This is a genomic window from Streptomyces sp. NPDC032822, assembly GCF_055578825.1.
In genome coordinates this window covers 855,193-880,546 of record NZ_JBVIOL010000001.1, presented here as the reverse complement: position 1 = coordinate 880,546, position 25,354 = coordinate 855,193, and the positions used below count along the sequence as shown (strand labels likewise).

The 25,354-nt window shown below is 71.3% G+C and carries 21 protein-coding genes and 2 pseudogenes; 10 read left to right on the top strand and 13 right to left on the bottom strand.

All coding sequences use genetic code 11. The annotated features are described in order from the left end of the window. Nucleotides 1-29 precede the first annotated feature (29 nt). The 4 genes and pseudogenes from mmsA to ACZ5VD_RS04085 all read left to right on the top strand — a co-directional run bounded on the left by mmsA (nt 30) and on the right by ACZ5VD_RS04085 (nt 5,829). On the top strand, nt 30-1,580 hold the full coding sequence (gene mmsA / locus ACZ5VD_RS04100) for a multiple monosaccharide ABC transporter ATP-binding protein (protein ID WP_468550794.1): 1,551 nt from the start codon (nt 30-32) through the stop codon (nt 1,578-1,580). Next, complete coding sequence (mmsB, locus tag ACZ5VD_RS04095) at nt 1,577-2,821, top strand: multiple monosaccharide ABC transporter permease (protein WP_468550795.1); 1,245 nt, start codon at nt 1,577-1,579, stop codon at nt 2,819-2,821. Before mmsA ends, mmsB begins: the two co-directional genes overlap by 4 nt. Nucleotides 2,822-2,893: 72 nt before the next feature. Beyond that, nucleotides 2,894-3,955: pseudogene (locus tag ACZ5VD_RS04090) on the top strand (aldose epimerase family protein); the annotation flags it as partial. Nucleotides 3,956-4,152: 197 nt separating this feature from the next. Further along, nucleotides 4,153-5,829 carry a pyridoxal phosphate-dependent aminotransferase gene (locus ACZ5VD_RS04085; protein ID WP_468680578.1) on the top strand — a complete coding sequence of 559 codons (1,677 nt, stop codon included), beginning with the start codon at nt 4,153-4,155 and terminating at the stop codon, nt 5,827-5,829. Between the two features lie 100 nt (nt 5,830-5,929). On the opposite strand, the pseudogene ACZ5VD_RS04080 reads toward ACZ5VD_RS04085, so the two are convergent. Continuing rightward, nucleotides 5,930-6,070 (bottom strand): annotated as a pseudogene (locus ACZ5VD_RS04080) (RICIN domain-containing protein); the annotation flags it as partial. A gap of 8 nt (nt 6,071-6,078) precedes the next feature. Then, nucleotides 6,079-6,984 carry an arabinan endo-1,5-alpha-L-arabinosidase gene (locus ACZ5VD_RS04075; protein WP_468680966.1) on the bottom strand — a complete coding sequence of 302 codons (906 nt, stop codon included), beginning with the start codon at nt 6,982-6,984 and terminating at the stop codon, nt 6,079-6,081. Between the two features lie 302 nt (nt 6,985-7,286). Between ACZ5VD_RS04075 and ACZ5VD_RS04070 the strand changes: the two genes are divergently transcribed. Beyond that, nucleotides 7,287-7,703 carry a hypothetical protein gene (locus ACZ5VD_RS04070; RefSeq protein ID WP_468550797.1) on the top strand — a complete coding sequence of 139 codons (417 nt, stop codon included), beginning with the start codon at nt 7,287-7,289 and terminating at the stop codon, nt 7,701-7,703. Nucleotides 7,704-7,755: 52 nt separating this feature from the next. On the opposite strand, the gene ACZ5VD_RS04065 is transcribed toward ACZ5VD_RS04070, so the two are convergent. Both ACZ5VD_RS04065 and ACZ5VD_RS04060 read right to left on the bottom strand, forming a co-directional pair. Next, nucleotides 7,756-9,129 carry a DUF3500 domain-containing protein gene (locus ACZ5VD_RS04065; RefSeq protein WP_468680576.1) on the bottom strand — a complete coding sequence of 458 codons (1,374 nt, stop codon included), beginning with the start codon at nt 9,127-9,129 and terminating at the stop codon, nt 7,756-7,758. A gap of 434 nt (nt 9,130-9,563) precedes the next feature. Then, nucleotides 9,564-9,860 (bottom strand): hypothetical protein, encoded by a 297-nt coding sequence (locus ACZ5VD_RS04060; protein ID WP_468680574.1) that lies wholly within the window; start codon nt 9,858-9,860, stop codon nt 9,564-9,566. Between the two features lie 212 nt (nt 9,861-10,072). On the opposite strand from ACZ5VD_RS04060, the gene ACZ5VD_RS04055 reads away from it, so the two are divergent. Beyond that, nucleotides 10,073-10,873 (top strand): intradiol ring-cleavage dioxygenase, encoded by an 801-nt coding sequence (locus tag ACZ5VD_RS04055; RefSeq protein ID WP_468680572.1) that lies wholly within the window; start codon nt 10,073-10,075, stop codon nt 10,871-10,873. An 83-nt stretch (nt 10,874-10,956) separates the two neighbouring features. Here the strand turns inward: ACZ5VD_RS04055 and ACZ5VD_RS04050 are convergent, their stop codons facing one another. From ACZ5VD_RS04050 to ACZ5VD_RS04040, 3 genes are all read right to left on the bottom strand, one after another. After that, nucleotides 10,957-11,607, bottom strand: a complete 651-nt coding sequence (locus ACZ5VD_RS04050; protein WP_468550801.1) for a DUF4360 domain-containing protein — start codon at nt 11,605-11,607, stop codon at nt 10,957-10,959. 167 nt (nt 11,608-11,774) lie between these two features. After that, nucleotides 11,775-12,197 (bottom strand): hypothetical protein, encoded by a 423-nt coding sequence (locus ACZ5VD_RS04045; RefSeq protein WP_468680964.1) that lies wholly within the window; start codon nt 12,195-12,197, stop codon nt 11,775-11,777. A 103-nt stretch (nt 12,198-12,300) separates the two neighbouring features. Next, on the bottom strand, nt 12,301-12,759 hold the full coding sequence (locus ACZ5VD_RS04040) for an RrF2 family transcriptional regulator (RefSeq protein ID WP_468550802.1): 459 nt from the start codon (nt 12,757-12,759) through the stop codon (nt 12,301-12,303). 84 nt (nt 12,760-12,843) lie between these two features. On the opposite strand from ACZ5VD_RS04040, the gene ACZ5VD_RS04035 reads away from it, so the two are divergent. Then, nucleotides 12,844-15,870: a beta-galactosidase gene (locus tag ACZ5VD_RS04035; RefSeq protein ID WP_468680570.1), complete on the top strand. Its 3,027-nt coding sequence runs from the start codon at nt 12,844-12,846 to the stop codon at nt 15,868-15,870. Between the two features lie 24 nt (nt 15,871-15,894). Here the strand turns inward: ACZ5VD_RS04035 and arfA are convergent, their stop codons facing one another. Continuing rightward, entirely contained in the window at nt 15,895-17,409 is a 1,515-nt protein-coding gene (arfA, locus tag ACZ5VD_RS04030; RefSeq protein ID WP_468680568.1) for an arabinosylfuranosidase ArfA, read from the bottom strand. A 239-nt stretch (nt 17,410-17,648) separates the two neighbouring features. Here arfA and ACZ5VD_RS04025 point away from each other — a divergent pair, with 239 nt between their 5' ends. Genes ACZ5VD_RS04025 through ACZ5VD_RS04015 form a run of 3 tightly spaced genes read left to right on the top strand, consistent with a single transcriptional unit; the run spans nt 17,649 to nt 21,017 of the window. Then, complete coding sequence (locus ACZ5VD_RS04025; protein ID WP_468550805.1) at nt 17,649-18,317, top strand: toxin-antitoxin system, toxin component family protein; 669 nt, start codon at nt 17,649-17,651, stop codon at nt 18,315-18,317. Nucleotides 18,318-18,355: 38 nt separating this feature from the next. After that, nucleotides 18,356-19,621: an MAB_1171c family putative transporter gene (locus ACZ5VD_RS04020; protein ID WP_468680963.1), complete on the top strand. Its 1,266-nt coding sequence runs from the start codon at nt 18,356-18,358 to the stop codon at nt 19,619-19,621. Further along, nucleotides 19,614-21,017: a pyridine nucleotide-disulfide oxidoreductase gene (locus ACZ5VD_RS04015; protein ID WP_468680566.1), complete on the top strand. Its 1,404-nt coding sequence runs from the start codon at nt 19,614-19,616 to the stop codon at nt 21,015-21,017. Before ACZ5VD_RS04020 ends, ACZ5VD_RS04015 begins: the two co-directional genes overlap by 8 nt. 85 nt (nt 21,018-21,102) lie before the next feature. Here ACZ5VD_RS04015 and ACZ5VD_RS04010 read toward each other — a convergent pair whose 3' ends face one another. From ACZ5VD_RS04010 to ACZ5VD_RS03990, 5 genes are all read right to left on the bottom strand, one after another. Then, entirely contained in the window at nt 21,103-21,951 is an 849-nt protein-coding gene (locus tag ACZ5VD_RS04010) for an SMP-30/gluconolactonase/LRE family protein (protein WP_468680563.1), read from the bottom strand. Further along, entirely contained in the window at nt 21,948-22,721 is a 774-nt protein-coding gene (locus tag ACZ5VD_RS04005; RefSeq protein ID WP_468550808.1) for an IclR family transcriptional regulator, read from the bottom strand. The genes ACZ5VD_RS04010 and ACZ5VD_RS04005 overlap by 4 nt, the downstream gene beginning before the upstream one ends. Nucleotides 22,722-23,311: 590 nt before the next feature. Then, entirely contained in the window at nt 23,312-23,521 is a 210-nt protein-coding gene (locus tag ACZ5VD_RS04000; protein ID WP_468680561.1) for a dehydrogenase, read from the bottom strand. A gap of 22 nt (nt 23,522-23,543) precedes the next feature. Further along, nucleotides 23,544-24,803: a PucR-like N-terminal domain-containing protein gene (locus ACZ5VD_RS03995; RefSeq protein WP_468680961.1), complete on the bottom strand. Its 1,260-nt coding sequence runs from the start codon at nt 24,801-24,803 to the stop codon at nt 23,544-23,546. A 21-nt stretch (nt 24,804-24,824) separates the two neighbouring features. Then, nucleotides 24,825-24,977 carry a hypothetical protein gene (locus ACZ5VD_RS03990; RefSeq protein ID WP_468680559.1) on the bottom strand — a complete coding sequence of 51 codons (153 nt, stop codon included), beginning with the start codon at nt 24,975-24,977 and terminating at the stop codon, nt 24,825-24,827. Nucleotides 24,978-25,354 lie beyond the last annotated feature (377 nt).

Genomic DNA, 25,354 nt, shown 5'->3' with positions numbered 1-25,354 from the left:
CTGTTCGACACAGATTGGAAGGCACGACCATGGCGGGACCCGTCCTGGAAATGCGCTCGATCGTCAAGACCTTTCCCGGTGTCAAAGCGCTCTCGGACGTCACGCTGACCGTCCGGCAGGGCGAGGTCCACGCCATCTGCGGTGAGAACGGCGCCGGAAAGTCCACCTTGATGAAGGTGCTCTCCGGTGTCCATCCGCACGGCACGTACGAGGGCGACATCCTCTTCGAGGGAGAGCTCGGCAAGTTCAAGGACATCCGGGCGAGCGAGCAGCACGGAATCGTCATCATCCACCAGGAGCTGGCGCTGGTGCCGTTCCTGTCCCTGGCGGAGAACATCTTCCTCGGCAACGAGCACGCCACCCGCGGGCTCATCAACTGGAACGACACGCTCAAGCACGCCAGCGAACTGCTGCGCCGGGTCGGTCTCGGTGACCACCCGGAGACCCGCGTCGCCGACATCGGCGTGGGCAAGCAGCAGCTCGTGGAGATCGCCAAGGCGCTGTCGAAGAGGGTGAAGCTGCTCATCCTGGACGAGCCCACCGCGGCTCTGAACGACGAGGACAGCGACAAACTCCTGGATCTCATCCTGGAGTTGAAGAAGCAGGGCATCACCTCGATCATCATTTCCCACAAGCTCAACGAGATCCGCAAGGTCGCCGACTCGGTCACGATCCTCCGCGACGGGAAGTCCATCGAGACGCTCGACGTGAAGGCGAAGGAGACCACCGAGGACCGGATCATCTCCGGCATGGTGGGCCGCGACCTCGACCACCGCTTCCCCGAACGCACCGCGTACGAGGGAGAGTTGGAGGCGGCTCCGGCACTGGAGATCCGCAACTGGACCGTGCACCACCCGATCGACCAGTCGCGCAAGGTGGTCGACGACGTGTCGATCAACGTCAAGCGCGGGGAGATCGTCGGCATCGCGGGCCTGATGGGCGCCGGCCGCACCGAACTCGCGATGAGCGTGTTCGGGCGGTCGTACGGCCGGCACGCGGACGGCACGGTCCTCAAGGACGGCAAGGAGATCCGTACCAAGACGGTCGCCGAGGCGGTCGGGCACGGCATCGCCTATGTCACCGAGGACCGCAAGCACTACGGCCTCAACCTCATCGACACCATCAACCGCAACATCTCGCTCAGCGCGCTGGGCAAGGTCTCCAAGCGGGGGATCGTCGACGAGCACGAGGAGCGGAAGGTCGCCGAGGGCTTCCGCAAGTCCATGAACATCAAGGCGCCGACCGTCTTCGAACCGGTCGGCAAGCTGTCCGGCGGCAACCAGCAGAAGGTCGTCCTCAGCAAGTGGATCTTCGCGGGTCCCGAGGTGCTGATCCTGGACGAGCCCACGCGCGGTATCGACGTCGGCGCCAAGTACGAGATCTACACGGTCATCGACCAACTGGCCGCCCAGGGCAAGGCGGTCGTCTTCATCTCCTCCGAGCTGCCCGAACTGCTGGGGATGTGCGACCGCATCTACACCATGGCCGCCGGACGGCTCACCGGTGAGGTCCCGCGGGCCGAGGCCACGCAGGAAGTGTTGATGCGCCAGATGACGAAGGACAAAGAGGTAACGCGATGAGCACGGATGTGACCGCCAAGACGCCGGCCCCGGCGCCGCCCGGAAAGGGCGGGACGGCCTCGGGAGGCGGTCTGCTCCAGCTGATGCTGGACGGTCTGCGCCGCAACATGCGCCAGTACGGCATGCTGATCGCGCTCGGCCTGATCGTGGCGCTCTTCGCGGTGTGGACCGACGGCGACCTGCTGCTGCCGCGCAACGTCTCCAACCTGGTGCTGCAGAACAGCTACGTCCTGATCCTCGCGATCGGCATGATGCTGGTCATCATCGCCGGCCACATCGACCTGTCGGTCGGCTCGCTGACCGCGTTCGTCGGCGCGTTCGCGGCCGTCCTCACCGTGCAGAACGACGTGCCGTGGCCGGTCGCCGTGGTGCTGTGTCTGCTGGTGGGTGCCGCCGCGGGCGCGGCACAGGGCTTCTTCATCGCGTATCTCGGCATACCGTCGTTCATCGTCACCCTCGCCGGAATGCTGATCTTCCGCGGCTTCACGGAGATCCTGCTGGAGGGCCAGACCCTCGGCCCCTTCCCCGACGGGCTCCAGAAGATGGGCAACGGATTCCTCCCGGAGACCGGCCCGAACACCAACTACCACAACATCACGCTGCTGCTCGGCCTCGCCCTGATCGTCTTCGTGGTCCTCCAGGAGTTCCGCGACCGCAAGCGCCAGCAGGAGTTCGCGCTGGACGTGCTGCCGCGGAACATCTTCCTGCTCAAGCTGGTCTCCATCGTCGCCGCGGTCCTCGTCGTGACGATGCTGCTCGCCAGCTACAAGGGCGCGCCGATCATCCTGCTGGTCCTGGGCGCGCTGGTGGTCGGCTACGGCTACATCATGCGCAACGCCGTCTTCGGCCGCCACATCTACGCCATCGGCGGCAACCTGCCGGCGGCGAAGCTGTCCGGCGTGAAGGACAAGAAGGTCACCTTCCTGGTCTTCCTGAACATGGGCGCGCTCGCGGCCCTGGCGGGTCTGGCGATCGCCGCCCGTCTGAACGCGGCCTCCCCGAAGGCGGGCCTGAACTACGAACTGGAGGCCATCGCCTCGGCGTTCATCGGTGGCGCGTCCATGAGCGGCGGCGTGGGCACCGTCCTCGGCGCGATCATCGGCGGCCTCGTCCTCGGTGTGCTGAACAACGGCATGAACCTCCTCAGCGTCGGCTCCGACTGGCAGCAGGTCATCAAGGGCCTCGCCCTGCTGGCGGCGGTCGGCTTCGACGTGTGGAACAAGCGCAAGTCGGGTTCGTAGCCACCTCGTCGTCGTGGGTCCCGCGGACCGCCGGTCCGCGGGACCCCTTCGTTTCCGCACACTCGCACCAAGGGAGGCAGGAAGCCCGTGAAGGAGCTCTTCGGGAAGCTCGCCGACGGCACACAGGTCCATCGCTGGTCGCTGGAGAACGGCGGCACCCGGCTCAAGGTCCTCTCCTGGGGTGGCGTCGTCCAGTCCCTGGAGATCCCCGACCGGCACGGCCACCACGCCAACGTCTCCCTCGGCTTCGACACCATCGAGGACTACGTCACCAAGTCCCCGTTCTTCGGCGCGCTGATCGGCCGGTACGGCAACCGCATCGCCGAGGGCCGCTTCACCCTGGACGGCGAGAGCCACCAGGTGGACGTCAACGACGGCGTCAACAGCCTGCACGGCGGCGCCCGGGGCTTCGACCAGCACGTGTGGGACGTGGAGCCGTTCACCGAGGGCCCCGACGTCGGCCTGCGCCTCTCCCGCACGAGCGCCGACGGCGAGATGGGCTTCCCCGGCACGCTGCGGACGAAGGTGACGTACACCCTCACCGGGCAGGGCGACTGGCGGATCGACTACGAGGCCACCACCGACCGGGCCACCGTCGTCAACCTCACCAGCCACGTGTACTGGAACCTGGCCGGCGAGTCCGGTGGCGGCATCCACGACCACGAACTGGAGATCGCCGCCGCCCGCTACACGCCGGTCGACTCGGGCCTGATCCCCACGGGCGAACCGGCACAGGTCGCGGACACCCCCTTCGACTTCCGCCGCGGCAGGACGGTCGGCGCGCACCTGCGGGTCCCCCACCAGCAACTGCTGTACGCCAAGGGCATCGACCACAACTGGGTCCTCGACAAGGGGGTCACGGACCGCCCCGAGCACGTCGCGACCCTGCGGGACCCGCACTCCGGCCGTACGCTCAGGATCGCGACGACCGAGCCCGGCCTGCAGTTCTACTCGGGCAACTTCCTCGACGGCACCCTCGTCGGCTCCGGCGGCACGGTCTACCGCCAGGGCGACGCGCTGTGCCTGGAGACACAGCACTATCCCGACTCCCCGAACCAGCCGTCGTTCCCGTCCACCACGCTGCGACCTGGGCAGACGTACCGGTCGACGACGGTCCACTCGTTCGGCGCCTGAGGGCCCCGCACGCGTGGTATCCCTTCACTCCTGACCCTCCTTCACAGGCGGCGCACAAGTTCTTACCCGTTTCTCAGCGGTTGAACAGTGCCACCCCAGCCTCCGTATGTATGAGCGGTCCGTGCTCCATCGCGCGGGCCACCCAATGACGACGGGCCCGGTCGTCCCCACCGGGCCCGCCCCATACGGAGGCTCCCTTGGCTGACAACGTCACCTCGCTGTTCCGCAGCACCGCGGCGCACAGCCCGTCGATGGCGGCACTGACGCGGGAGGGCGGCGAAGGGGCCGGTCCGGTCGACTTCTGCATCCCCTGCAATCCCTACTTCCCCACCCCCGCCATGCTGGACACCATGGCGTCGCGGCTGCGGGACATCATCACGTACTACCCGAGCGGCGCCGACACCATCACGGCCGAACTCTGCAACCTGCTGCAACTCCCGCCGCAGGCCGTGGCGATGGGCAACGGCTCGACCGAACTCATCACCTGGATCGACCACCTGCTGGTGCGCGAGTCCCTCGCCGTCCCCGTCCCCACCTTCGGCCGCTGGACCGACCAGCCGATGGAGACCGGCAAGCGGGTCGACATGTTCCCGCTCCAGGAGTCCAGCGGCTTCGCCCTGGACCTCGCCCAGTACGCCGAGTTCATCCGCGCCCGCGGCACCCGGGTCGCCGTCATCTGCAACCCGAACAACCCCGACGGCGGCTTCCTGCACAAGCACGCGCTGGTGCAGTTCATGGACGCGATGGCCGACCTGGACCTGATCGTGATCGACGAGTCGTTCCTGGAGTTCGCGGACGCGGAGGCCGAACCGAGCGTCGTCCAGGAGGCGATGATCCGGCCGAACGTCATCGTCCTGCGCAGCCTCGGCAAGAACTTCGGTCTGCACGGCATCCGCTTCGGCTACATGGTCGCCAACCCGTCGCTGGCGGGCCGCGTCCGCTCGATGCTGCCGAAGTGGAACCTCAACGCCTTCGCCGAGTACGTGGTGTTCATGCTCAAGGAGCACGGCGCCGAGTACGCGCAGAGCCTCCACCAGGTCCGCCGGGACCGCCTCGACATGGCGAGCCAGCTCGCCTCCCTGCCCGGGCTGACGGTCTACCCCTCCCAGGGCAACTTCCTCTTCGTGCGCCTGCCCGTCGGCGCCGAGGGCACCGTGGTCCGGGACCGGATGCTCACCGAGCACCGGATCCTCGTCCGCGAGTGCGGCAACAAGATCGGCTCCTCCAGCCGCTTCCTGCGCCTCGTGGTGCGCCCCCAGGTGGACGTGCGTCGCCTGGTGTCCGGCCTGGAACAGGTGCTCTACGGGACCAGGAGGGGAGCCGCCGTGCCCGAGCTGGCTCAAGGGACCGGCTACAGCTCGGGTACGGCGGCAGTGGACCGGCTGGTCGGCTCCACCAACGGCGCCGGTATGCACGGCCTCGCCGCTCAGGCCATGGCCGCCGCGCCGGGACTCTCGGCGGCCCCGTCCATAGGCGCCGGCATGCCGATGCCCGCGATGGCACAGGCCGCGCCGGGACAGTCCGCCGGGGCCGGGATGCCGATGCCCGTGATGGCACAGGCGGCGCCGCAGCCGGCGAGCTACCCCGCCCCGGCTCCACAGGCCCCGATGGCGCCACAGCCGCCCCTGGCGCCGATGGCACCCATGGCACCCATGGCACCCATGGCCCCGATGGTGCCCCCGATGGCCGCGCCGGCCGCCGCGATGAACGGCCAGACCCCGCCCGGCGTCCCGGCCCGCGGCGGCCTCACCGCCGCCCAGGTCCGCGGCATGACCGGCCCGGCCGGGCCGGCCGATCTGTCCGCCGCGCCGGCCACGGGCTGGCCCAACGCGCAGAGTTGGCCGAACGCGGCGGGGATGGGACAGGTCGGCTGAGGCCCGCCCGCACACCGTGACCCCGGGGGCGCGGGGCGACCGGGGACCCGTCGTGACGGGTCGCGCGGTCCCCCGCGCCCCCGGGGCGGCTGTTCTGCACCGGGTTCAGTCGCCACTGCCGGCAGGTGTTGGACAGCCATGACCACTGGCGTACGTCGGCCGCGTCCGCCGTCGAGCAGTTCGCCACGTCGGCGACCTTGCCGGTGGCCCGGTTGACGATCCGGACGTCACCGCTGTCGGTCGGCAGGGTCAGTACGCGACGGGCCATCCGCTGCTCCAGTTCAGGAGGTTGATGCCGAGCTTGGGCGTGCCGTTGTCGCTGCCGTCGTAGTAGTGGTAGACGATCAGGTCGCCGTCGGAGTCGTTCAGGACGGACTGCCCGCCGGGGCCGATGACTCGCCCGTGGGACTCCAGCACCGGCGTCCCGCCGTTGTCGGTCAGCGCGACGCCGTTCTTGTCGTGGTACGGCCCGGTGACACCGGTGGCGCGGCCGACCTTGACCTTGTAGGTCGAACCGGTGCCGGCGCAGCAGGTGTCGTAGGAGGCGAAGAGGTAGTAGTAGCCGCCCCGTTTGACGAGGGAGGGCGCCTCGACGGCCTTGGTCCCGGTGGGGCGGGAGGCGAGCGGGTACCGGGTGCGGTTGGAGGAGAGCTGCTTCCCGGTGGACGGGTCGATCTGGATCATCTTCAGCCCGGTCCACCAACTGCCGAAGGAAAGCCACCACTTGCCGTCGTCGTCCACGAAGAGGTTCGGGTCGATGGCGTTGTAGTCGCTGGACGCGGTGGAGGCGTAGACGGTGCCGTGGTCGGTCCAGGACCCCGGCAGCCCGGTCGTCGAACCGGCCACGCCGATGGCCGACTTGTTCGATCCGAAGGTGGAGACGGCGTAGTACATCAGGTACTTGCCACCGTGGTACGAGATGTCGGGCGCCCACGCCTCGGTGGCGTACGACGCCCACCAGCCCGGCTTGGCGGAGAACGCGTCGGACCCGGCGGTGAACGCGATCCGGTCCGTGGACGACTTGTACCGGAGTCCGCCACCGGTGCCGTACACCAGATAGCGGCCCGCCGGGGTACGGATCATCGTCGGGTCGTGGACGACGGTGGCGCCGGTGACGGTGCCCGGGTCGGGGTACGCGGACGCGCTGCTCGGCATCAGGGCGAGCAGGACGGCGGCGGGGACGGCGAGGAGTGCGGTGCTGCGAGTACTGCGGGAGGTTCGGGAGGTGCGGCTCACGCGGGGCCTCCTGGGGACGAGAGGTTCGGCATCCCGACCAGCGATCGGCGATGCGGACGCCCGGACCGTAGAATCGAATCACTTGCGCGTCAACGGCCCTCACACTCACCGCACTTGGCGGCCAAGGCAGGGTTGTCGAACGGTCAAGCTTTGGGCATAGTCCGATGACCATCGCGGAGTTCCTGTGAAGGTCCCGCTCCCTCGTGTGCGAGGAGACAGGCATGCCCAAGTTCAGACGCGTCGCAGTGACCGTCATCGCCGCGTCAGCGCTCACCCTCGCGACGGCCACCTCGGCCCACGCGTTCACCATCGACGACTACGAGACGTCCGCGAACGCCTGTGGCGTCGTGGGGTTCTCGGCCTACGGAGACGTCTTCCGGTTCCTCGACGTCTGTTCGGACGGCCGGGGCGTGCGCCTGCAGTCCACCCAGACGTCGGTGAACCCCTCCACCAGCGACGCCAAGTGGTCCACGGACTACACCGGGAGCTACACCGGGTACGACTGGGACGACTCGGTCCCGTACAACACGGACCTCGACGAGGACGAGTGCTTCTACTTCCGGGTCGGCCTCGTCGACAACGGCAGCTACGTCAGCGGCTCCTACGGCGCCTGGAACTTCGCCTGCGCGGCGAACTGACCACAAACCGGCCCCTGCCCCGGGATCGGCTCGGGGCGGGGGCGCCGGTGTCTCAGTGGTCGCTCGCCAGATGCAGCTTGAGCAGGTCCACTCCGTAGTCGCCGCCGTTCGGGGTGCGGATGATGGTGTGGATGTGCTCCTGGGACGGCGTGCCGCCGCCCATGCCCATGCCGCCGCCCGGGCCGCCGCCGTCGGAACTCGCGTCGGCGCTTGCGCTGGGGCTCGCCGAGGAGTCCCCCTTGTAGAAGAGCGGCGCCTGCGCGTCGTACTCGATGAGGACGACCGGGCTGTGCACCCGGTAGTAGAAGGCGGAGTCGTCCTCCGTCTCGCCCATCCAGAGGAAGTACGTGTCGTCCAGGTGCTTCCTCACCTCGGTCATCTTGACCGCGGCATGCCCCTCGTCGATGTAGCCGACGTACACCCCGACCAGGTCCAGCAGCTTCTTCCGCTGCGCGGAGGTGAGGCCGGAGCAGGGCAGGCCCTCGTGGGCGAGCTTCAGGTTGTCCTGGCCGGCGCCGGCCTTCATGTCCTCGTTGCCGTTGCCCTGCGAGGAGACGGCCTTGACCAGTTGCGCCTCGGTGAGGGAGCGGATCATGGCGAGGCCGGCCGTGGTCTCCGGCCGGAAGAGGGTGATCTTCTCGCCCTGGTACGTGGCCGTCGTGGGTTCCGAGCCCATGAAGGTCGGCGTCATCACCACCTGGTCGCCCAGGACGAAGTAGTTGATGGCGACGTGGTGGCCCTCGTACTGGAAGCCCCACGGCTCGGTGGTCGACGGGGTTCCCATGAAGGTGAAGAAGTAGTGGCCCTCGGTGAGCGTCTTCTGGTTGCCGCCGTTGGAGTCGCCCAGGAACGCGTTGAGCTTCATGATGCCGCGGGTCCGGGCCAGACCGTCGGCGGAGAGGGCGGTGCCGAGGAGCGCGTAGCCGAGGTCGCGCCGCTTCTCCGTCAGGTCGCCCATCCGGACGCCCTTGCGGTCGTAGCCGTCGACATTGCTCCACGCCGTCCACTCGTCGGCGTCGATGTCGAACACGCAGGACTTGCGCTCCTTCGCGGAGAGCCCGTCCAGGAACGCCTGCGCCGCCTTGACCAGCCCGTCCGTGGAGACGTCCGTCGAGTGGATCGCGTACAGGTCCTCGACGACCTCGCCGTCGGTGGTGACGCCCACGACGTCCGCGTACTTGACCTGCGTGGCCCCGGGGCCCATGCCGCCACCCCCGCCACCGCCCCCGGGGCCACCGGAGGGCATGCCGCTCGGGGCACCGGAGGACGCGGCCGTGCCCGCCGTGCCGGAGGAGCCCGAGGAGCAGCCGGTCATGGTCGCCACGGCGGCGGCTCCGCCGGCGAGCAGCGCCTTGTTCATGAACCAGCGGCGGGTGCGCTCGGTTTCGGGGGTGCGTGGTCGGTGTCCGTGTGCGTGTCCGTGCATGGAGACCAAAATCCATGACCGACCTGAAGCACCCTTGGGAGAAACCTGTGAGTACCGCATGCCCGGCCGGCCGTCGCCGGACGAGGGCATCGGGCTGTTTCCGAGGGGCGGCGGAGGGGACGGGCACCCGCCTGCCGCGCCGCGCCGCGCCGCGCCGCCCCGGCCGGGACGGGGCGGGGCGGGCCCTGGAGCCGAGGCGGCGTTCGATTTCCGGTCAGGAAGCGGGACCACTACGGCAGTCCCGGCCGAAGCCCTGGGCGGGAATTCCCCGCCGAAGTCCTACGCGGGAGTCCCCGGCGGCACCCTCGGCACCGGCCTCACCGGGCGGGGTGCCGACATCACCGGGCGGGCCTCCCGGCCACCCACAGGCCCGTCTCCCGGACGGCCGGGGCCACCGGGGCCGGCCGGGGCCGCCGGGAGCGCCGGGGCGCCCCTCACGCCCCCGGCCCGAAGTCCGCCTCCAGCCGCTCCCGCCAGCCCGCGTCCGCCAGTCCCGCTCCCACCAGCACGTCCCGGCAGTCCTCCTTGGCCAGCTGGACCGCGTCGAGGAGGCGGTCCATGCGGCCTCGGCTGCACACAAGGGTGGCGGCGGCGATGCGTTCCTTGTCCTCGCGGTCGCCGCGCTCGGTGAGGTGGTTCACGAGTTCGGCGAGGAGTTCCTCGACGACCTGGCCGTCCCGGCCGGGAAAGTCCTTGGCGATGCGGCTCTCGACGCGCCCGGTCAGCCTCATGCGTACTCCCATGTGCGGCCCTTTCGATGTCTCGTACCCTCGCGGATTTGTCACTTTTGATCCTATTCACACCTTTGTCGTGTCACGCTACCTCGCCCCACCCCTCCGGACGGGCTGTCTCGCAAGGGACTTGACGGATCGTCGCTTTACCCGACTGACAGCCGACCGACAGAATCCACTTCTATGGTGTCGTGTTCATGACAGACTCTTCGATGGAAAACTCTCCGGAGACCTCCCCCGCCAGCAGAGCCGAGGGGGCCAAACAGGTCCGGCGGCGCACGGTGCTGATCGCCTCCGGCGCGACCGCGGCGGCCCTGGCCGTAGGTGCCGCCGCCCCCGGGTCCCCCACCGCGGACACCACCGACACGGCCGACGCGGCCCCCGTCGCCGCCGCGGCCGTCTGCACCCTCACCAAGGAGATGACCGAAGGCCCCTACTACCTCGACGGACAGTACGTCCGCTCCGACATCAGCGAGAACAAGACCGGCTTCCCGCTCCGGCTCACCCTCACCGTCGTCGACGACGACACCTGCGTGCCCCTGAGCAACGCCCTGGTCGAGATCTGGCACTGCGACGCGCTCGGCGAGTACTCGGGCTTCGTCGGCAACAACGGCCACACCGAGCCCGACAACGGCACCTTCCTGCGCGGCGGCGTGCTCAGCGACTCCAGCGGCGTCGCGCGCATCACCACCGTCTACCCCGGCTGGTACCGCGGCCGGTGTGTGCACATCCACATCAAGGTGCACACGAACGTCACGCTCACCTCGGACGGCTCGTTCACCGGCGGCCAGGAGCTGCACACCGGCCAGCTCTTCTTCAACGAGACGGTGACGGCCCGGGTCGGCGCGCTCTCCCCGTACGCGGCCAACACGGTCACCCGCACCACCCTCGCCCAGGACTCGATCTACGACGAGGGAGGCGCCGCCTCCGGCCTGCTCACCCTCACCGCCCTGGGAAGCTCGCCCTCCGCCGGCTACACCGGCACACTCACCCTCGGGGTCGAGCAGAGCTGACCCGCCTCCCGCACCCGGCACGGTGTCGTGACGGAAAGGGGCCGCCCGGTCGTCCGGGCGGCCCCTTTCTCACCTCTCCCGTGTCACTTGGCCGGGCACTGCTGCCAGGCCAGGTGGTACACCGTGCTGATGTCACCGTCCGTCGAGTCCATCGTCATGAAGCTGACCTTGCCCGGCGACTGGTTGCCGGCCGTCACCCGCAGCTCGGTGTTGATGTTGAAGTTGCGCTGGACTCCGCAGGGGGCCCACACCAGTTGGGCCCAGTCGGTGGTGTCGGTGGCCTGCCAGCTGTCGTCGTAGGGGCCGGCGAAGGGATGGTTCTTGAACACCGTGTTCGACGAGCCCTGGAAGTAGTACGAGGCTCTCTGCACGGCGCTCGCGCCGGTCTGGAGTGCGGCGAAGCCGCGGTAGTCCGCGCTGGCGATGGCGTACGTGAAGCCCGCCGGGACATGGACGAGCAGGTTGAGCTGGCAGTTCTTGCGGAACGCGGTGGGGTCGGAGTTACCCCCGGCCTGGGCGAGGTAGTCGCTGTAGGTCACGGTGAAGGCGGTGTTGTCCTGGGAGACGGCGACCGCGGCGGTGCCCTGCGGGCAGCCCGAGCCGTTCACCGTGGCGACCTTGATGACGATCTTGTCCGGGGGCGGGTCCTCGAACCCGCCGGACGGGTTCTGTGCGGGCAGTGCGGCGGTGAGGAGCGCGGCGATCGCGCCCCCCATGAGCAGGCCTGTTGCCATGGGCTCTCCCTTTCGAAGGGATCGGTGGGGGGTGGACGCACCCGGGCCTCACCTGTCAACTCCGTGAATAACTTGTGGAGTTGCTGTGAAGCATCGGGGGCGATCGCATCGTAGGAAGCCCTGAATGACATGGACAGGTCGAACTCCGGCCATTCACCCCAGCCTGTTCACACCCCCACCACCCGGCGCTCCGCCACGGACTCCGCCGCCGCCCGCTCCCGCCGGTGGGCCCGGACCGAGTGGGCCACCGCCCCGGCCCACACCGTGTACAGCACGACGTGCACCAGGGTCGCGGGCGTCCCGGACACCCCGAGCCAGTCGCTCGTGAGGAGGGTGCGGACGTTGGTGACCAGGATGACGCCGCCGACCGCCGAGCCGAGGACGCGCGCCGGCATCAGCCGGACCAGCCACGCGGCGAGCGGCGCGGCCACCAGACCGCCGAGCAGGAACGCGGCGACCCACAGGAGGTCCAGGCCCTGGGAGCCGAGGGAGAGCAGGAAGCCGAAGCCGGCGGCGACCGCGACCAGGAACTCGCTGGTGCCGATGGAGCCGATCACCTTGCGCGGCTCCATCCGGCCGCCGGCCGGCAGCGCGGGCCGGGTTCCCTACCGGATGGGTGGGGATGGACGGGACGTGACCCTGGGGCGTCATTCTGAGCGCGGGCTGAGACCGGGACGAACCGCGCTCACCGCCTCAGGGGTTCTCCCAGGCCGCCGGTTCCGCCGCCAGCGCCCGCACCGGCTCGGGCAGGGCGTCCGCCGCGATGTCGGCGATGGAGACGCCCTCCAGGATCCGGCGCACGTTGGCGCGCAGCGCGATCCACAGCGGCAGCAGCGGCTGCGCCGAGCCGGTGTACGCGAGTCCGGTGGGCCGCTCGCCGCGCACCGAGACGATCGGCCCGTCGACCGCGCGGATGACGTCGGCGACGGTGATCGCGGCGGCCTCGCGGGCGAGCCGGTAACCGCCGCCTCCGCCGCGCCGGCTGTCGACGATTCCGCCGCGCCGCAGATCGCCGAGAATCCCCTCCAGGAACTTGTGCGAAATTCCTTGTTCGGCTGCGATTACCTCGGCCTTCACCGGCCCGTCGCCCTCTCGTACGGCGAGCTCCAGCACCGCCCGTACCGCGTAGTCCGCCCGCGCAGAGATCCTCATACGACAATTGTGCGGCGTCCGACCGTACAGAATGGCCCAGCACCCTCGGTCGCGGACGGAACAGGCACAACAGGAGGCGCTCCCTTGGGGCTCAGCAGACGGACTTTCAGTGCCCTCGCCGGCACCACGGCGCTCGGCCTCGCGCTGGGCGGCAGCGGCGGCTCTCCCACCAACGCCCACGCGTCCCGCGGCGTGCGCACGGGGCCCGCGCCGGGGCCGCCGGCCGCGGACGGCCGCGGGCACACGGTCGGCTTCGACCGGTACTCGCTGCTCGTCGACGGCAGGCGGCTGGTCCTGTGGTCGGGCGAGATGCATCCGTTCCGGCTGCCGAGCCCCTCGCTGTGGCGGGACGTCCTGCAGAAGATGCGCGCGCACGGCCACAACGCGGTCAGCGTGTACGTCGCCTGGAACTACCACTCCCCCGCGCCCGGGGCCTACGACTTCACGGGCGTCCGCGACCTCGACCTGTTCCTGCGCACGGCCGCCGAGACCGGTCTGTACGTCATCCTGCGCCCGGGCCCGTACATCAACGCGGAGGTCGACGGCGGGGGCTTCCCCGGCTGGCTCACGGCGACCGAGGGCCGGGCCCGCACCGCCGACCCGGCCTATCTGTCCTACGCCGACGAGTGGCTGACCGAGGTCAACGCGATCGTCGCCCGGCACCAGTTCACCCGGGGCCTGGGCACGGTCCTGCTCTACCAGATCGAGAACGAGTACGACTCCTTCACCGACGACCCGACCGGCCGCGCGTACATGTCCCACCTGTACAAGAAGGTGCGGGCCGACGGAATCGACGTACCGCTGTTCCACAACGACAAGGGCAGGAACGGGCGTTGGCTGCCCGGGTCGTTCGACACCGGTGGCGAGAAGGGCCGTTGGCTGTACGGCTTCGACGGCTATCCCGATCCGGCCCAGACGCCCTCGGACTGGGGGCACTTCGGGTCCGGCGGGCGGACCGGCGGGGTCACGGCCAGTCCGCGGACGCCCGGGTTCATGCCCGAGTCCGGCGGCGGCTGGTTCGACCCGTGGGGCGGGGTCACCTTCGGCGGCAAGGGGTACGCGGAGGCCCGACGGACCCGGGACGCCGCCTACGAACGGCGCTTCCACCTCACCAACCTCGCCAACGGCGTCACGCTGAACAACGTCTACATGACCTTCGGCGGCACCTCGTGGGGCTGGCTGCCCGCCCCGGCCGTCTACACGTCGTACGACTACGGGGCGGCCTTCGACGAGGGGCGGCGGGCCACTCCCAAGCTGGCACCCATGCACCAGATCGGGCATCTGCTGCAACGCGTCCCGGACTTCGCGAAGCTCGACCCGGCCCCGCGGGTGCGGGCGAGCGACGAGCGACTGAAGGTCTACCACCTGACCAACCCCGACACCGGCTCCCATGTCTACGTCGTGCGCAACGACTCCGAGGAAGACATCTCCTCGACGATGCCGGACGCCGGGATCGAGGTGCCGTTCACCGTCCCGGCCCGGGACGCGCTGCTGCTGACCGCCGGACTCGCCCTGGGGCGCCGGAAGTTGAAGTACGCCACCGTGCAGCCGATGTTCTGCGTCACCGCCGGACGGCAGGACATCGCCGTCTTCTCGGGGCGGCACGGCGACATGGCGCGGGTCGTGCTGGACTGCGCCGAGGACCCGGTGACGACCCGGCTGGACGCCGAGGCGGCCTGGGTCTACGACCGCGGTCTGCTGCGGGTGACCGCGCCGCTCGGCGTCGGCGGACTGACCCGGGTCAAGGTCGAGGCGGCGGGGTCCGAGCGGCCGCTGCTGCTGTTCTTCGCCGACGACGCGACCGCCCTGCGGCTGTGGCCGGTCGACACCCCCTCGGGCACGGTGCTGGTGTACGGCCCGTCGCTGGTGCGCGAGGTGACCGTGCGCGACTCCACCGTGCATGTCACCGGGGACACCACCGATGTGACCGGCCTGGAGGTGTGGGGGCCGCGCGGGGTCGGTGAAGTCACCTGGAACGAGCGCCCGTTGCGCACCCGGCTCAGCGTCACCGAGAGCCTGCTGGCCGAGCAGCCGCTGCCCGGTGTGGGCCCGGTGCCGCTGCCCTCGCTGGCCTCCGGCTGGCGGCGCCGCACCGAGAACCCCGAGTCCGACCCGGACTTCGACGACTCCCGCTGGACGACGGCCGACAAGGAGACGTCGTACAGCACCACGCCGGTGCCCGAGGGACAGCCCGTGCTGTTCGCGGACGACTACGGCTTCCACTACGGGGACGTCTGGTACCGCGGGCGGTTCACGGCCTCGTCCGACATCGCGTCGGTCTCGCTCTCCTACAGCACGGGCACCCAGGGTCTGCTGATGGCCTGGCTGGACGGGAAGCCGCTCGGCACGCACCGGATGCCGGTGCCGGACAACGACACGGTGGGTCAGGGCAGTTGGGCGAAGACGGCCACCTTCGCGCTGCCCGGGGAAGTGCGGGAGGAACTCCGCGGGGAGGTGCGGGAGAGGTCGCGTGGGACGCTCGACGAGGACGACGGTGCCCCGCACGTCCTGTCCATCCTGGTCCGGCGGATGCAGCACGACGAGGACGGCGACGCGAACGACGCCCACAAGGCGGCCCGCGGGCTGACCGCGGCCACGTTCGAGGGGTCCTCGCCGAAGGTGCGGTGGCGGCTGCAGGGCGCCGCGGCGGCCGACCCGGTACGCGGCCCGCTGAACAACGGCGGGCTGTTCGGGGAGCGGGAGGGCTGGCATCTGCCCGGGTTCGAGGACGGCGGCTGGACGGCGGTGGACGGGCCCCGGGGCGACCGCCGGCAGGGCGTCACCTGGTACCGGAAGACCTTCCGGCCGGCGGTGGACGCGGGCATCGACGCGTCGATCGGGCTCACCCTCGACGACGACCCCGACCGCGCCTACCGCGTGCAGATCTTCCTCAACGGCTGGAACCTGGGCCAGTACGTCAACGACGTCGGCCCGCAGCACACCTTCGTCCTGCCCAACGGGATCCTGCGCACCCGTGGCGCCAACACCCTGGCCCTGGCCGTCCTGTCCGACGGCACGACGCCGTCCGGACCGCGGGACGTACGGCTGACGCTGCTGGGCTCGGCGGCCGGAGGAGTACCGGTGACCCCGGTGGACTCCCCCGGCCGCTGAGGCCGCGGCCCCCGGTCCCGGGGGTCACGCCAGCCGGATCACGTTCCAGGACAGCGGCTCCAGCACGGCGGTCAGGGTGCCGTCCGTCAGGGAAGTGCCCTGGACCGGGTGCGGGGCGACCCGCTCGGGGTCGTCGAGGGTGTTGCGGGCGTCCGGGTCGGCGTCCGCGACGGCGCTGTGCTCGACGACGTCCGTCAGGTCCAGCCCGCCGAGGGCGACTTCGAGGGGCAGCGCGTCGGTGCGGCTGCGGTTGACCGCGAAGACGGTGACCGTGCCGTCCTGCGCGCGCACGGCGGTGGCGTGCAGCAGGTCGGTCTCGCCGTACTTCTTCGTCTCGTAGGTCGGTGAGTCGACCCGGACGTCGAGGACCTGGCCGCGGCCGTGCCGGGCGGCCTGCGCGAACGGGAAGAACGTCGTCTGGCGCCAGGCCGGGCCGCCCGGCTCGGTCATGATCGGGGCGATGACGTTGACCAGTTGGGCGAGGCAGGCGACGGTGACGCGGTCGGCGTGGCGCAGCAGCGCGATGAGGAGCGAGCCGAAGACGACGGCGTCGGTGACGCTGTAGCTGTTCTCCAGGAGGCGGGGGGCCTCCGCCCAGTCCCGCGTGCCGGAGTCCTCGATCTCGTGCCACTCGGAGGTGTACCAGACGTTCCACTCGTCGAAGGAGAGGTTGATCTTCTTCTTGGACTTGAGCTTCGCGCCCACGTGGTCGGCGGTGGCGACCACGTTCTCGATGAAGGACTCCATGTCGACGGCGGAGGCGAGGAAGGAGTCGATGTCACCGTCCTCGGGCTGGTAGTAGGCGTGCAGGGAGATGTGGTCGACGAGGTCGTACGTCTCCGCCAGGACCGTCGCCTCCCACTGGGCGAACGTCGGCATGGACTGGCTGGAGGAGCCGCAGACGACGAGTTCGACGCCCGCGTCGATCTGGCGCATCGCGCGGGCCGTCTCGGCGGCGATCCGGCCGTACTCCTCGGCCGTCTTGTGGCCGGTCTGCCAGGGGCCGTCCAGCTCGTTGCCCAGACACCACAGCCGGATGCCGAAGGGGTCCTTGTCGCCGTGGGCGATCCGCCGCTCCGCCAGCGCCGTGCCGGCGGGGTGGTTGGCGTACTCCTGGAGCTCGATGGCCTCGGCGACGCCGCGGGTACCGAGGTTGAGGGCCATCATCGGCTCGGCCTGGGGGCCGATCTTCTTCAGGAAGGCGATGTACTCGGAGAGGCCGAAGCGGTTCGTCTCGGTGGAACGCCAGGCGAGGTCGAGGCGGCGGGGGCGGTCCTCGACCGGGCCGACCGAGTCCTCCCACTTGTAGCCCGAGACGAAGTTGCCGCCGGGGTAGCGGATCGTGGTGACGCCCAGTTCCCGGACCAGGTCCAGGACGTCGGTGCGCAGGCCCGCCTCGTCGGCGGCGGGGTGGCCCGGCTCGAAGATTCCGGTGTAGACACAGCGGCCGAGGTGCTCGACGAAGGATCCGAACAGGCGGGGGTTGACCTCGCCGACGGTGAAGGCGGGGTCGAGGGTGAAGCGGGCGGTGGCGCTCATGGGGTCCTCTCGGGTGGTTCTGTCGCTCTTCGTCGGATGCAGTCTTCACTCCGCACGGACCGTCCGGTATCTCGAATCCCGCCCGTAACCTCGAACGGGACGCTAAATAGAAAGCGCTTGTGCGTCAATGGCCCGGCCGGATTCCGGACCGAAACCCATCACCGGACATCGCATGACGTGGACCGGGGTGGGCGCGTAATCTCGGACGCGCCGCCGAACGGCGGTGCGAAGGGGGAACGATGGACATCGCGGGCGCGCGGAGTACTGCGTCCCGGATCGCCGCGGCTCTGCGGAGTCCGCGGCGCCGCAGCGCGTTGCGGCGCCTGGCGGCCGACCTCGCCACCGCCCTGCGCGCCAGACCCCGTCCCCCGGCCGGCGTGCGCGCCCTGTGCGCGGCCCTGTGCGAGGAGATGAGCGCCCGCCGCGGCGGACGCCCCGTCGAACTGCGCTTCGAGCGCTTTCCCGACGAGATCGAAGTCACCGGCCTGTGGGTGGAGTTCCAGGACTTCGACCTCGTCATCGTCGAGGAACGCGCCGAGGCCGTCCAGCAACTGGTCATCCTCGGCCACGAGTTGTGGCACATGCACGCCGCGCACACCCACCACCACGCGGCCGGCACGGCAGCGGCCGACGCCCTCTCCGGCCGAGCCGACGCCCTCGCCGAGCGGCCCCCCGCACTCCCCGGCCGGCCCGACGCCCTCGCCGGCCGATCCGGCTGGCAGGACCTGGCGTTGACCGTGGCCGCCCGCGACGGCTCCCGCGAGCGGGACGAGGCCGAGGCCGACGACTTCGGCCACCGGCTCGCCGCCACGCTCCGCCCCCTGATCGTGGACGGCGGCGCCGGCGCACCGCTCGACCCGGTACAGCGGTCCATGGGCTACCGCGGTCGCGGAGGAGCGGCACGGTGACCGCGACCCTCGCACCACCGGGCGGCCCCCCGCACCTGGTGGCAGACCCGGCGGTCCTCGCGCTGGACCCCTCCCGGGTCCTCGGCGAACTGAACATTTCCTTCTGGCTGCCCACCGCGGTACTGACCGTCGCCCTGGCGATCAAACTGCCCAGCATCGTCAAGATGTGGCGGGACCCGCTGCTGCGCGCCGTCGGCGGTCTGCTGCTCTTCGCCTGCGCGGTGTTCGTCTTCGCCGCCCCGAGCACCATCGCCTGGACCAACCGCGTCACCGGGGTCCCGAACATCTCGGCACCCTGGGTGTACTCCCTGCTCACCACGCTCTGCGCGTCCTGGCTGCTGCTGATCATCGCCTGGCGCAACGGCCTCACCGACCGCGCCGACCGCACCCGCGGCACCACCCGCTGGGTGGTCGCCGCCTACGCGGGGGTGATCGTCGCCCTGTGGGTGCTCTTCGCGTTCGCCGACGCCCCGGTGGAGCGGCTGCGGGACCTGGACACCTACTACGCCAACACCCCGTTCATGCGCGAGCAGATCCTGCTCTACCTGACCGCGCACACCGTGGCCTCCACGGTCACCGCCCGGCTCGTCTGGAACTGGATCCGCACCGACGGCCTGGACGGCTGGCTGCGCTGGGGGCTGAGGCTCCTGGGCGTCGGGTTCACGACGAACCTGTTCTTCGCCGCGTCCAAGCTCACCGCCGTCATCGCCCGCTGGACGGGCCACGACCTGGACTGGCTCTCCACCAACGTGGGGCCCTCGGCCGCCTGTGTCGCCGCCATCTTCGTCGCGGTCGGCTTCATCGTGCCGCACGCCGGCCAGTACCTCCAGGAGCGCTGGCGGGTCCGGGACCACCACCGCCGGCTGCGGCCCCTCTACCTGCTGATGCGGACCGCGACCGGTGGCCGTGAGCCGTTCACCCTGCGCGCCCCGGCCGAACTGCGCCTGATCCGCCGCGAGACGTTCATCCGCGACGGGCTCCTCCAGCTCGCCCGCCACCTCGACGAGGACCTGCGCGGCCGGTCCTACGACGCCGCCGTCGCCCTCGGCTTCGAGCGCGGCCGGGCCCAGGCACTCGCCGCCGCCGTGACGATCCTGGACGCCGCCGCCGGGCAACGCGCCTCGGGCTCTTCGACGGCGGGGGTCCCGGAAGGCCTCGGCGACGAGCGGACGCCGGAGCCGGACACCACCTATCTGCTGCGCGAGATCCGGGCCGTCTCCGACGCCCTTCGCCGCCCCGACGACATCACGGCGGTGCGCGCCCGCGCCGCCGCCCCTGCAGAGAGTGTGTCCGCGCATGACTGAACCACCCACCCCCGCCAGAACCGCCGTCGTCCTGGGGGGCTCGCACACCGGCATGCTCGCGGCGCGCGCGCTGGCGGGGTTCGCCGACCGGGTCGTCGTCGTCGAGCGTGACGTCCTGCCCGAGGGCCCCGAGCCCCGCAAGGGCCTGCCGCAGGCACGCCACGCCCACATGCTGTGGTCGGGCGGCGTACGGGCGGTGGAGGAGCTGCTGCCCGGGGTCACCGAGGCACTGCGGGCCGCCGGGGCCCGCCGGGCGCCGGTCACCACCGACATGGTCGTGCTGGGCTCCCGGGGCTGGTTCCGGCGCTGGCCCGAGTCCCACCACGTGATCCTGGCCGGCCGGGACCTGCTGGACGCCACGATCCGCGCACAGGTCCTCGCCGACGACCGCGTCGAACTCCTCGACGGCTCCGAGGTGTTGGGGCTGGAGGGGGACGCTACGGCGGTCACCGGGGTGTGGGTGCGGCTCCCCGACGGGGGTGAGCGGGTCGTCGGGGCGGGGCTGGTCGTCGACGCCACCGGCCGCGCCTCCCGGGCCTCCCGGTGGCTCACGGACCTCGGACTGCCCGAGCCGGAGCGGCGCGAGGTCGACTCCGGGCTGGTGTACGCCAGCCGCCTCTATCTCGCCCCCGAGGGCGCCCGGGACGGCTACCCGGTCGTCAACGTGCAGCCCGACCCCCGGGACGGCGCCCCCGGCCGCGCGGGCTTCCTGCTGCCCATCGAGCACGGTCGCTGGATCGTCACCCTGAACGGCACCCGCGGCGGCGAACCCACCGCCGCCGGCGAGGACTTCGTCCGATTCGCCCGCGAGGAGCTGCGGCACCCGGTGCTCGGCGAACTCCTGGAGCGGGCCGAGCCGTTGTCCGAGGTGTCGGTCACCCGCACGACCCTCAACCGCCGTTACTTCTACGAGCGGATGCCGGCCTGGCCCGAGAACTTCACCGTCCTCGGCGACGCCCTCGCCTCGTTCAACCCGCTCTACGGCCACGGACTGGCGGTCGGCGCCCAGAGCGCCCTGATCCTGCGGGAGGTGACACGGCGTCAGGGCTGGGCGGCGCCGGGGCTGGCCCGTCGGATCCAGAAGGCGGTGGTGCGGCCGGCCGGCGCGGCCTGGGATCTCGCCGTGAGCCAGGACGTGTTCTACCCGGGCGCGACGGAGGGCGGCCCCACCCTCCGGGACCGGCTCGCGGCCGGATACGTCGGCCGGCTGATGCACACGGCCACCGGCAGCGGCCGGATCGCCCGCCGGGTGACCGACGTGACGTCGCTGGAGCGGGGGGCGGGCGTGCTGCTCGGCCCTTCGGTACTGCTGGCAGCGGCGGTCGGTCCGCTCAAACCGGCGTTGAGCGGACCGCCGTTGACCGCGGAGGAGCGGAAGGCGGCGGGGTTGTCGTAGCGGGCCGGCACCGCCCGGCCCGCGGGCGGCACGGGCGGGTGCGGCCCGGCACCCCGTGGGTGCCGGGCCGCCACGGCTTCTTCCGTCAGCCCGCGAACGCCGGTTGGGGCACGCCCTGGCCCGCTCCCGGCACCACCAGCAGGGAGCCCGCCACCGGATGCGGTGCCGTCAGGCCCACGCGGGCCGTCGAGACGTAGAGGTCGGTCAGGTCGGCGCCACCGAACGCGCAGGCCGTGATCCGGGGCGTGGGCAGGTCGAGCACGCGGTCCAGTGCGCCGTCGGGGGTGTAGCGGCGTACCGCACCGCCGTCCCACAGCGCGACCCACACACAGCCGTCCGCGTCGACCGTGAGCCCGTCGGGGAAGCCCGCGCCCTCCTCGATCTCCACCAGCGGGCGCCGGTTCAGCGCCCGCCCGTCCACGAAGTCGAGGACGTCCACGCGGCGGGTCGGCGAGTCGACGTAGTACATGAGCCGGCCGTCGGGGCTCCACCCGGTGCCGTTGCTCACCGCCACGTCGTCGAGGACGACGTCGACCGCGCCGTCACCGGTGACCCGGGACAGCGTGCCGCCGCCGGGTGCCTCGTCGTAGCGCATGGTGCCGGTCCACAGGGAGCCGTCGGGGGCGACGGCGGCGTCGTTGGCGCGGCGCCCCGGGACGGGCTCGTGGTGCAGCCAGCGGAAGGTGTCGTCCGCGTCCAGCAGCGCCACCCCGTCGCGCAGGTTGAGGACGAGTCCGCCGCCCGCGCGCGGCTTGACCGCGCCGACGTGCTGCTCGGTGGTGCGTATCGTCCGGCGGCCCGAGACCGGGTCGTAGGTGTGGACGCGGCTGCCCAGGATGTCGATCCAGAGGAGCCGGCCGGCCGCCGCGTCCCATGTCGGGCCCTCGCCGAGGGTCGCCTCGGCGCGGACCGCCACCTCGTACGCGTACGTCATGCCACGCTCCGGTAGCCGAGTCGCTCGGACAGTTCGGCGGCGCCCTTCACGGCGAGCTGCTCCAGCTCGCCCCGGCGCTCGTCGCTCCAGCGGATCATCGGCACCGAGATGGACAGCGCGGCGACGACCCGGCCGGCGCGGTCGCGCACCGGCGCGGCCACACAGGACACGTCCGGGTTGGACTCGCGGCTCTCCACCGCGACCCCGCGCTGCCGGATCTCGGCGAGGGCCTCGCGCAGCGCGTCCGGTTCGGTGATGCTGTTGGGTGTCATCGCGACCAGGTCGGCGTCGTCCGGGACGCGCGCGGCGAGTTCGTGGTCGGGGAGGGAGGACAGCAGCATCTTCCCGACGGAGGTGCAGTGGGCGGGCAGTCGCCGGCCCGCCGCCGAGACCATGCGCACGGCGTGCGTGGAGTCCACCTTGGCGATGTAGATGACGTCGGTGCCCTCCAGGATGGCGACGTGCACGGTCTCGTCGCAGGTCTCGGCGACCGAGCGGGCCACCTGCTGGCCCTCGGCGGCGAGGTCGAGCTGCTCGGCGTACCGGCTGCCGAGCTGGTACGGGCGTACCCCGAGCCGGTAGCGTCCCGGCTGGCCCGGCACCTGGACGATGTACGACCGCGCCGCGAGCGTGGTGACCAGTTCGTGCACGGTGGTGCGCGGCAGCTGGAGCCTGCGCACGATGTCGGGGGCGGAGAGCGTCCCGTCCCCGTCGAGGAAGAGCTCAAGAATGTCGAGAGCTCGGGTCACCGCAGGTACAAGGCGTCCCACGACCGGCCCCCTCCCTTTGTGTCTCAGGCGACTGTTCGAAATTTCAACAGACGATCGGCATGACGAACACAGGCTAGTCATAGTGCGTTTCCCCCGGCAATGGTCGCGCCGTGTCACTTCCGCCTCACAGATACGACCTTTTCTCCGCACTGGGGTCTTATTCACCGGCTCCGGGGGCCCGCCGGCCCATGGGAGAGCCGGTCCCGAGCGATGGAGTGGTTGACGAAGCGGGAATCCCTTGCGCTGCGCCGTGGCCGCCTGAGACGTGGGGCGGCGGGCGTCGCGCTCGTGGCGCTCGGCGCCGAGGGCGGCTGGGCCGGGGTGCCCGCCGCGGCGGTGGACACCCCGGTCGCGGGCAGTGCGTGCGCGCCGACGGCGGGCTTCACGGGCTGCCGGCAGTTCGACGCGACCGGCACCAGGGAGGACTTCCAGGCCCCGCCCGGCGTGACCGCGCTGGATGTGCGGGCCTGGGGCGGGCACGGCACCGCCCTGGCGTTCGGCGGCGCGGGCGGGTACACCGCCGGAACCCTGAAGGTCGCCCCCTTGCCGGACGCGGGAGACGGGCACGGCGGCAGGCGTGGGAGAGAGGTTCAGAACCGCTGCGGATACGGGCGGCGTTCCCGCTCACCGTCCGGCCGGTCGGACCATCGCCACCGGCTGTGCCGTCCGGCGCAGCCGAGGAGCACGCGGCAGACCCGGCGGCCGTCCTCCTCGCGTCGGCACGGCGCCATCGCCCCGAGGGTCAGCGGCCCGCCGCAGCCGGGGCGGGCGAGGGCGGCGACGCCGGCTGCCGCGGACATGCCCCGCAGCATGGGCGCCTGCTCACCCCCGCCCCCGCGGCTCTCCCAGGATCCCCCGCAACCGCTGGGCGCGCAGCACCAGTTCGAGTTCGAAGCGGCGGTCGGGGTGGTCGATCTCGGCGCCCCACAACTCCCGGATCTGGCGGAGCCGGTAGCGGACCGTCTGGGGGTGGACCCCCAGCCGGGCCGCCACTTCCGGTGCGCCGCCCCTGGTCTCCAGCCACGCCAGTAACGTCTCCGCGAGGCGTCGGCCGTGGGTGGGGCCGCAGTGGGTGAGCGGGGCGAGGCAGCGCAGGGCGAGGTCGTCGATCAGCTCCTCCGGCTGCAACAGCACCAGCGCTTCGGTGTGTTCGGTGCAGTGGAGGACACCGCCGACCGGTAACAGGCGGCGTTCCATCAGCCGTACGGCCGCCTCGGCCCAGTGCAGCGACTTCGCCGCGTCGGCGAGCGGGACGGGTGGGCCGATCGCCCCGGCCCAGCCGGTCAGCGCACGGTGGAGCAGCTCCGGGCGGCCGGCGGCGTCGGGTTCCGGGACGACCATGCGGGGCTGTTCGTACTCCATGTCGAGCAGCACCCCCTGTCCCACCGCGGGCGCCACCGCCTCCCGCGCCGGGCGCAACAGGACGCCCACCGCGACCTTCTCGGGCAGCGCCCAGCCGATCCGGGCGGCGCGTTCGGTGAGCGCGTCGGCGGGGTCGCCTCGGTGATGCTCGGCCAACAGCAGTTCCATCAGGCGGCGTTGGAGCCGGAGCCGTTCGCCGGCCTGGCGGGCCGCCGCCTCCGCGTAGCCGCGTACGGACTGGTCGACGAGGCCGTCCAGGTACTCGTAGCCCGCGTCCACCAGCTCGTACATCGCGGGCGGCGGGATCTCCACGCGCTGGCCGATGTCGGCGAACCGGCGCCAGGCCAGCCGTACGCCCATGCGGTAGATCGCCTGCAGCGAGTCGAGGCTGCGGCCGCCCAGGCCCTCGCCGCGGCCGAAGTCGTGGAAGACGCCGGGCGGGACGGACGGGCGGCCCTCGGAGTGCTCCAGGTGCTGGACGAAGACCTCGATGGCGCGGCGGATGCCGATCAGGGCCATCGGCTCGCCGGACTCGTCGAGGACCTCGGGCAGGTGCGGGTACTCGCGACGGATCTCGCGGAGGATCTCCTCGGCGAGCGCGGGTGCCTCCGCCATGGCGATGGCCGCGAACCGGCGGACCTTCAGTCCCGGCACGTCGTGCCAGGCCGAGCGGGTGATGACGGGTGCCGGGCGGGCCTCCGGACTCGCCTCGGCGGCGATCCTGCGGCTGGGCGGCACGGGTCAACTCCCCTGGCCCGCTTGCTCGTACGTGATCAGGGGCGTGTTGGGCTGGTCGGGCGTCGCTTCGAGGATCGCGACCACGCCGAGCGCCGCGCCGACGGCGAGTGCGGCGCCGAGCGCCACGGTGAGTACGGCGGACAACAATCTGGGCATCGGCAGTCTGGACATCGCAGGGTCAGCCTCTCTGTCCGGTCCGTTCGGTCCGGCTCGATCCCTCGATCCGGAGGTCCCACCCCGGCGTCCCGCCCTGCCCGTCGGGCCCAGTGTCGACAATCCACGGGACTACGTCAAGAGATTGACACTCCGTCAAGAGGCGCCTACGGTCCTCGGCCCAAGGGCCCTGTCGTCACACGCCCGTCTACCCCGCGTCGTCCGGTGCACGCATCTGCGGCGTTGCCGTCGGTCGCCGACGCTCCGCGTCGCCCGCCGCGGCAGCGGCTGATGTCACAGCCTCCTCCGCCTTGCGGCTGCGCGCACCAGACGCCGCGGGACCCGCCCTTCAGGCGGACGACCGGAGTGTGACGACAGGG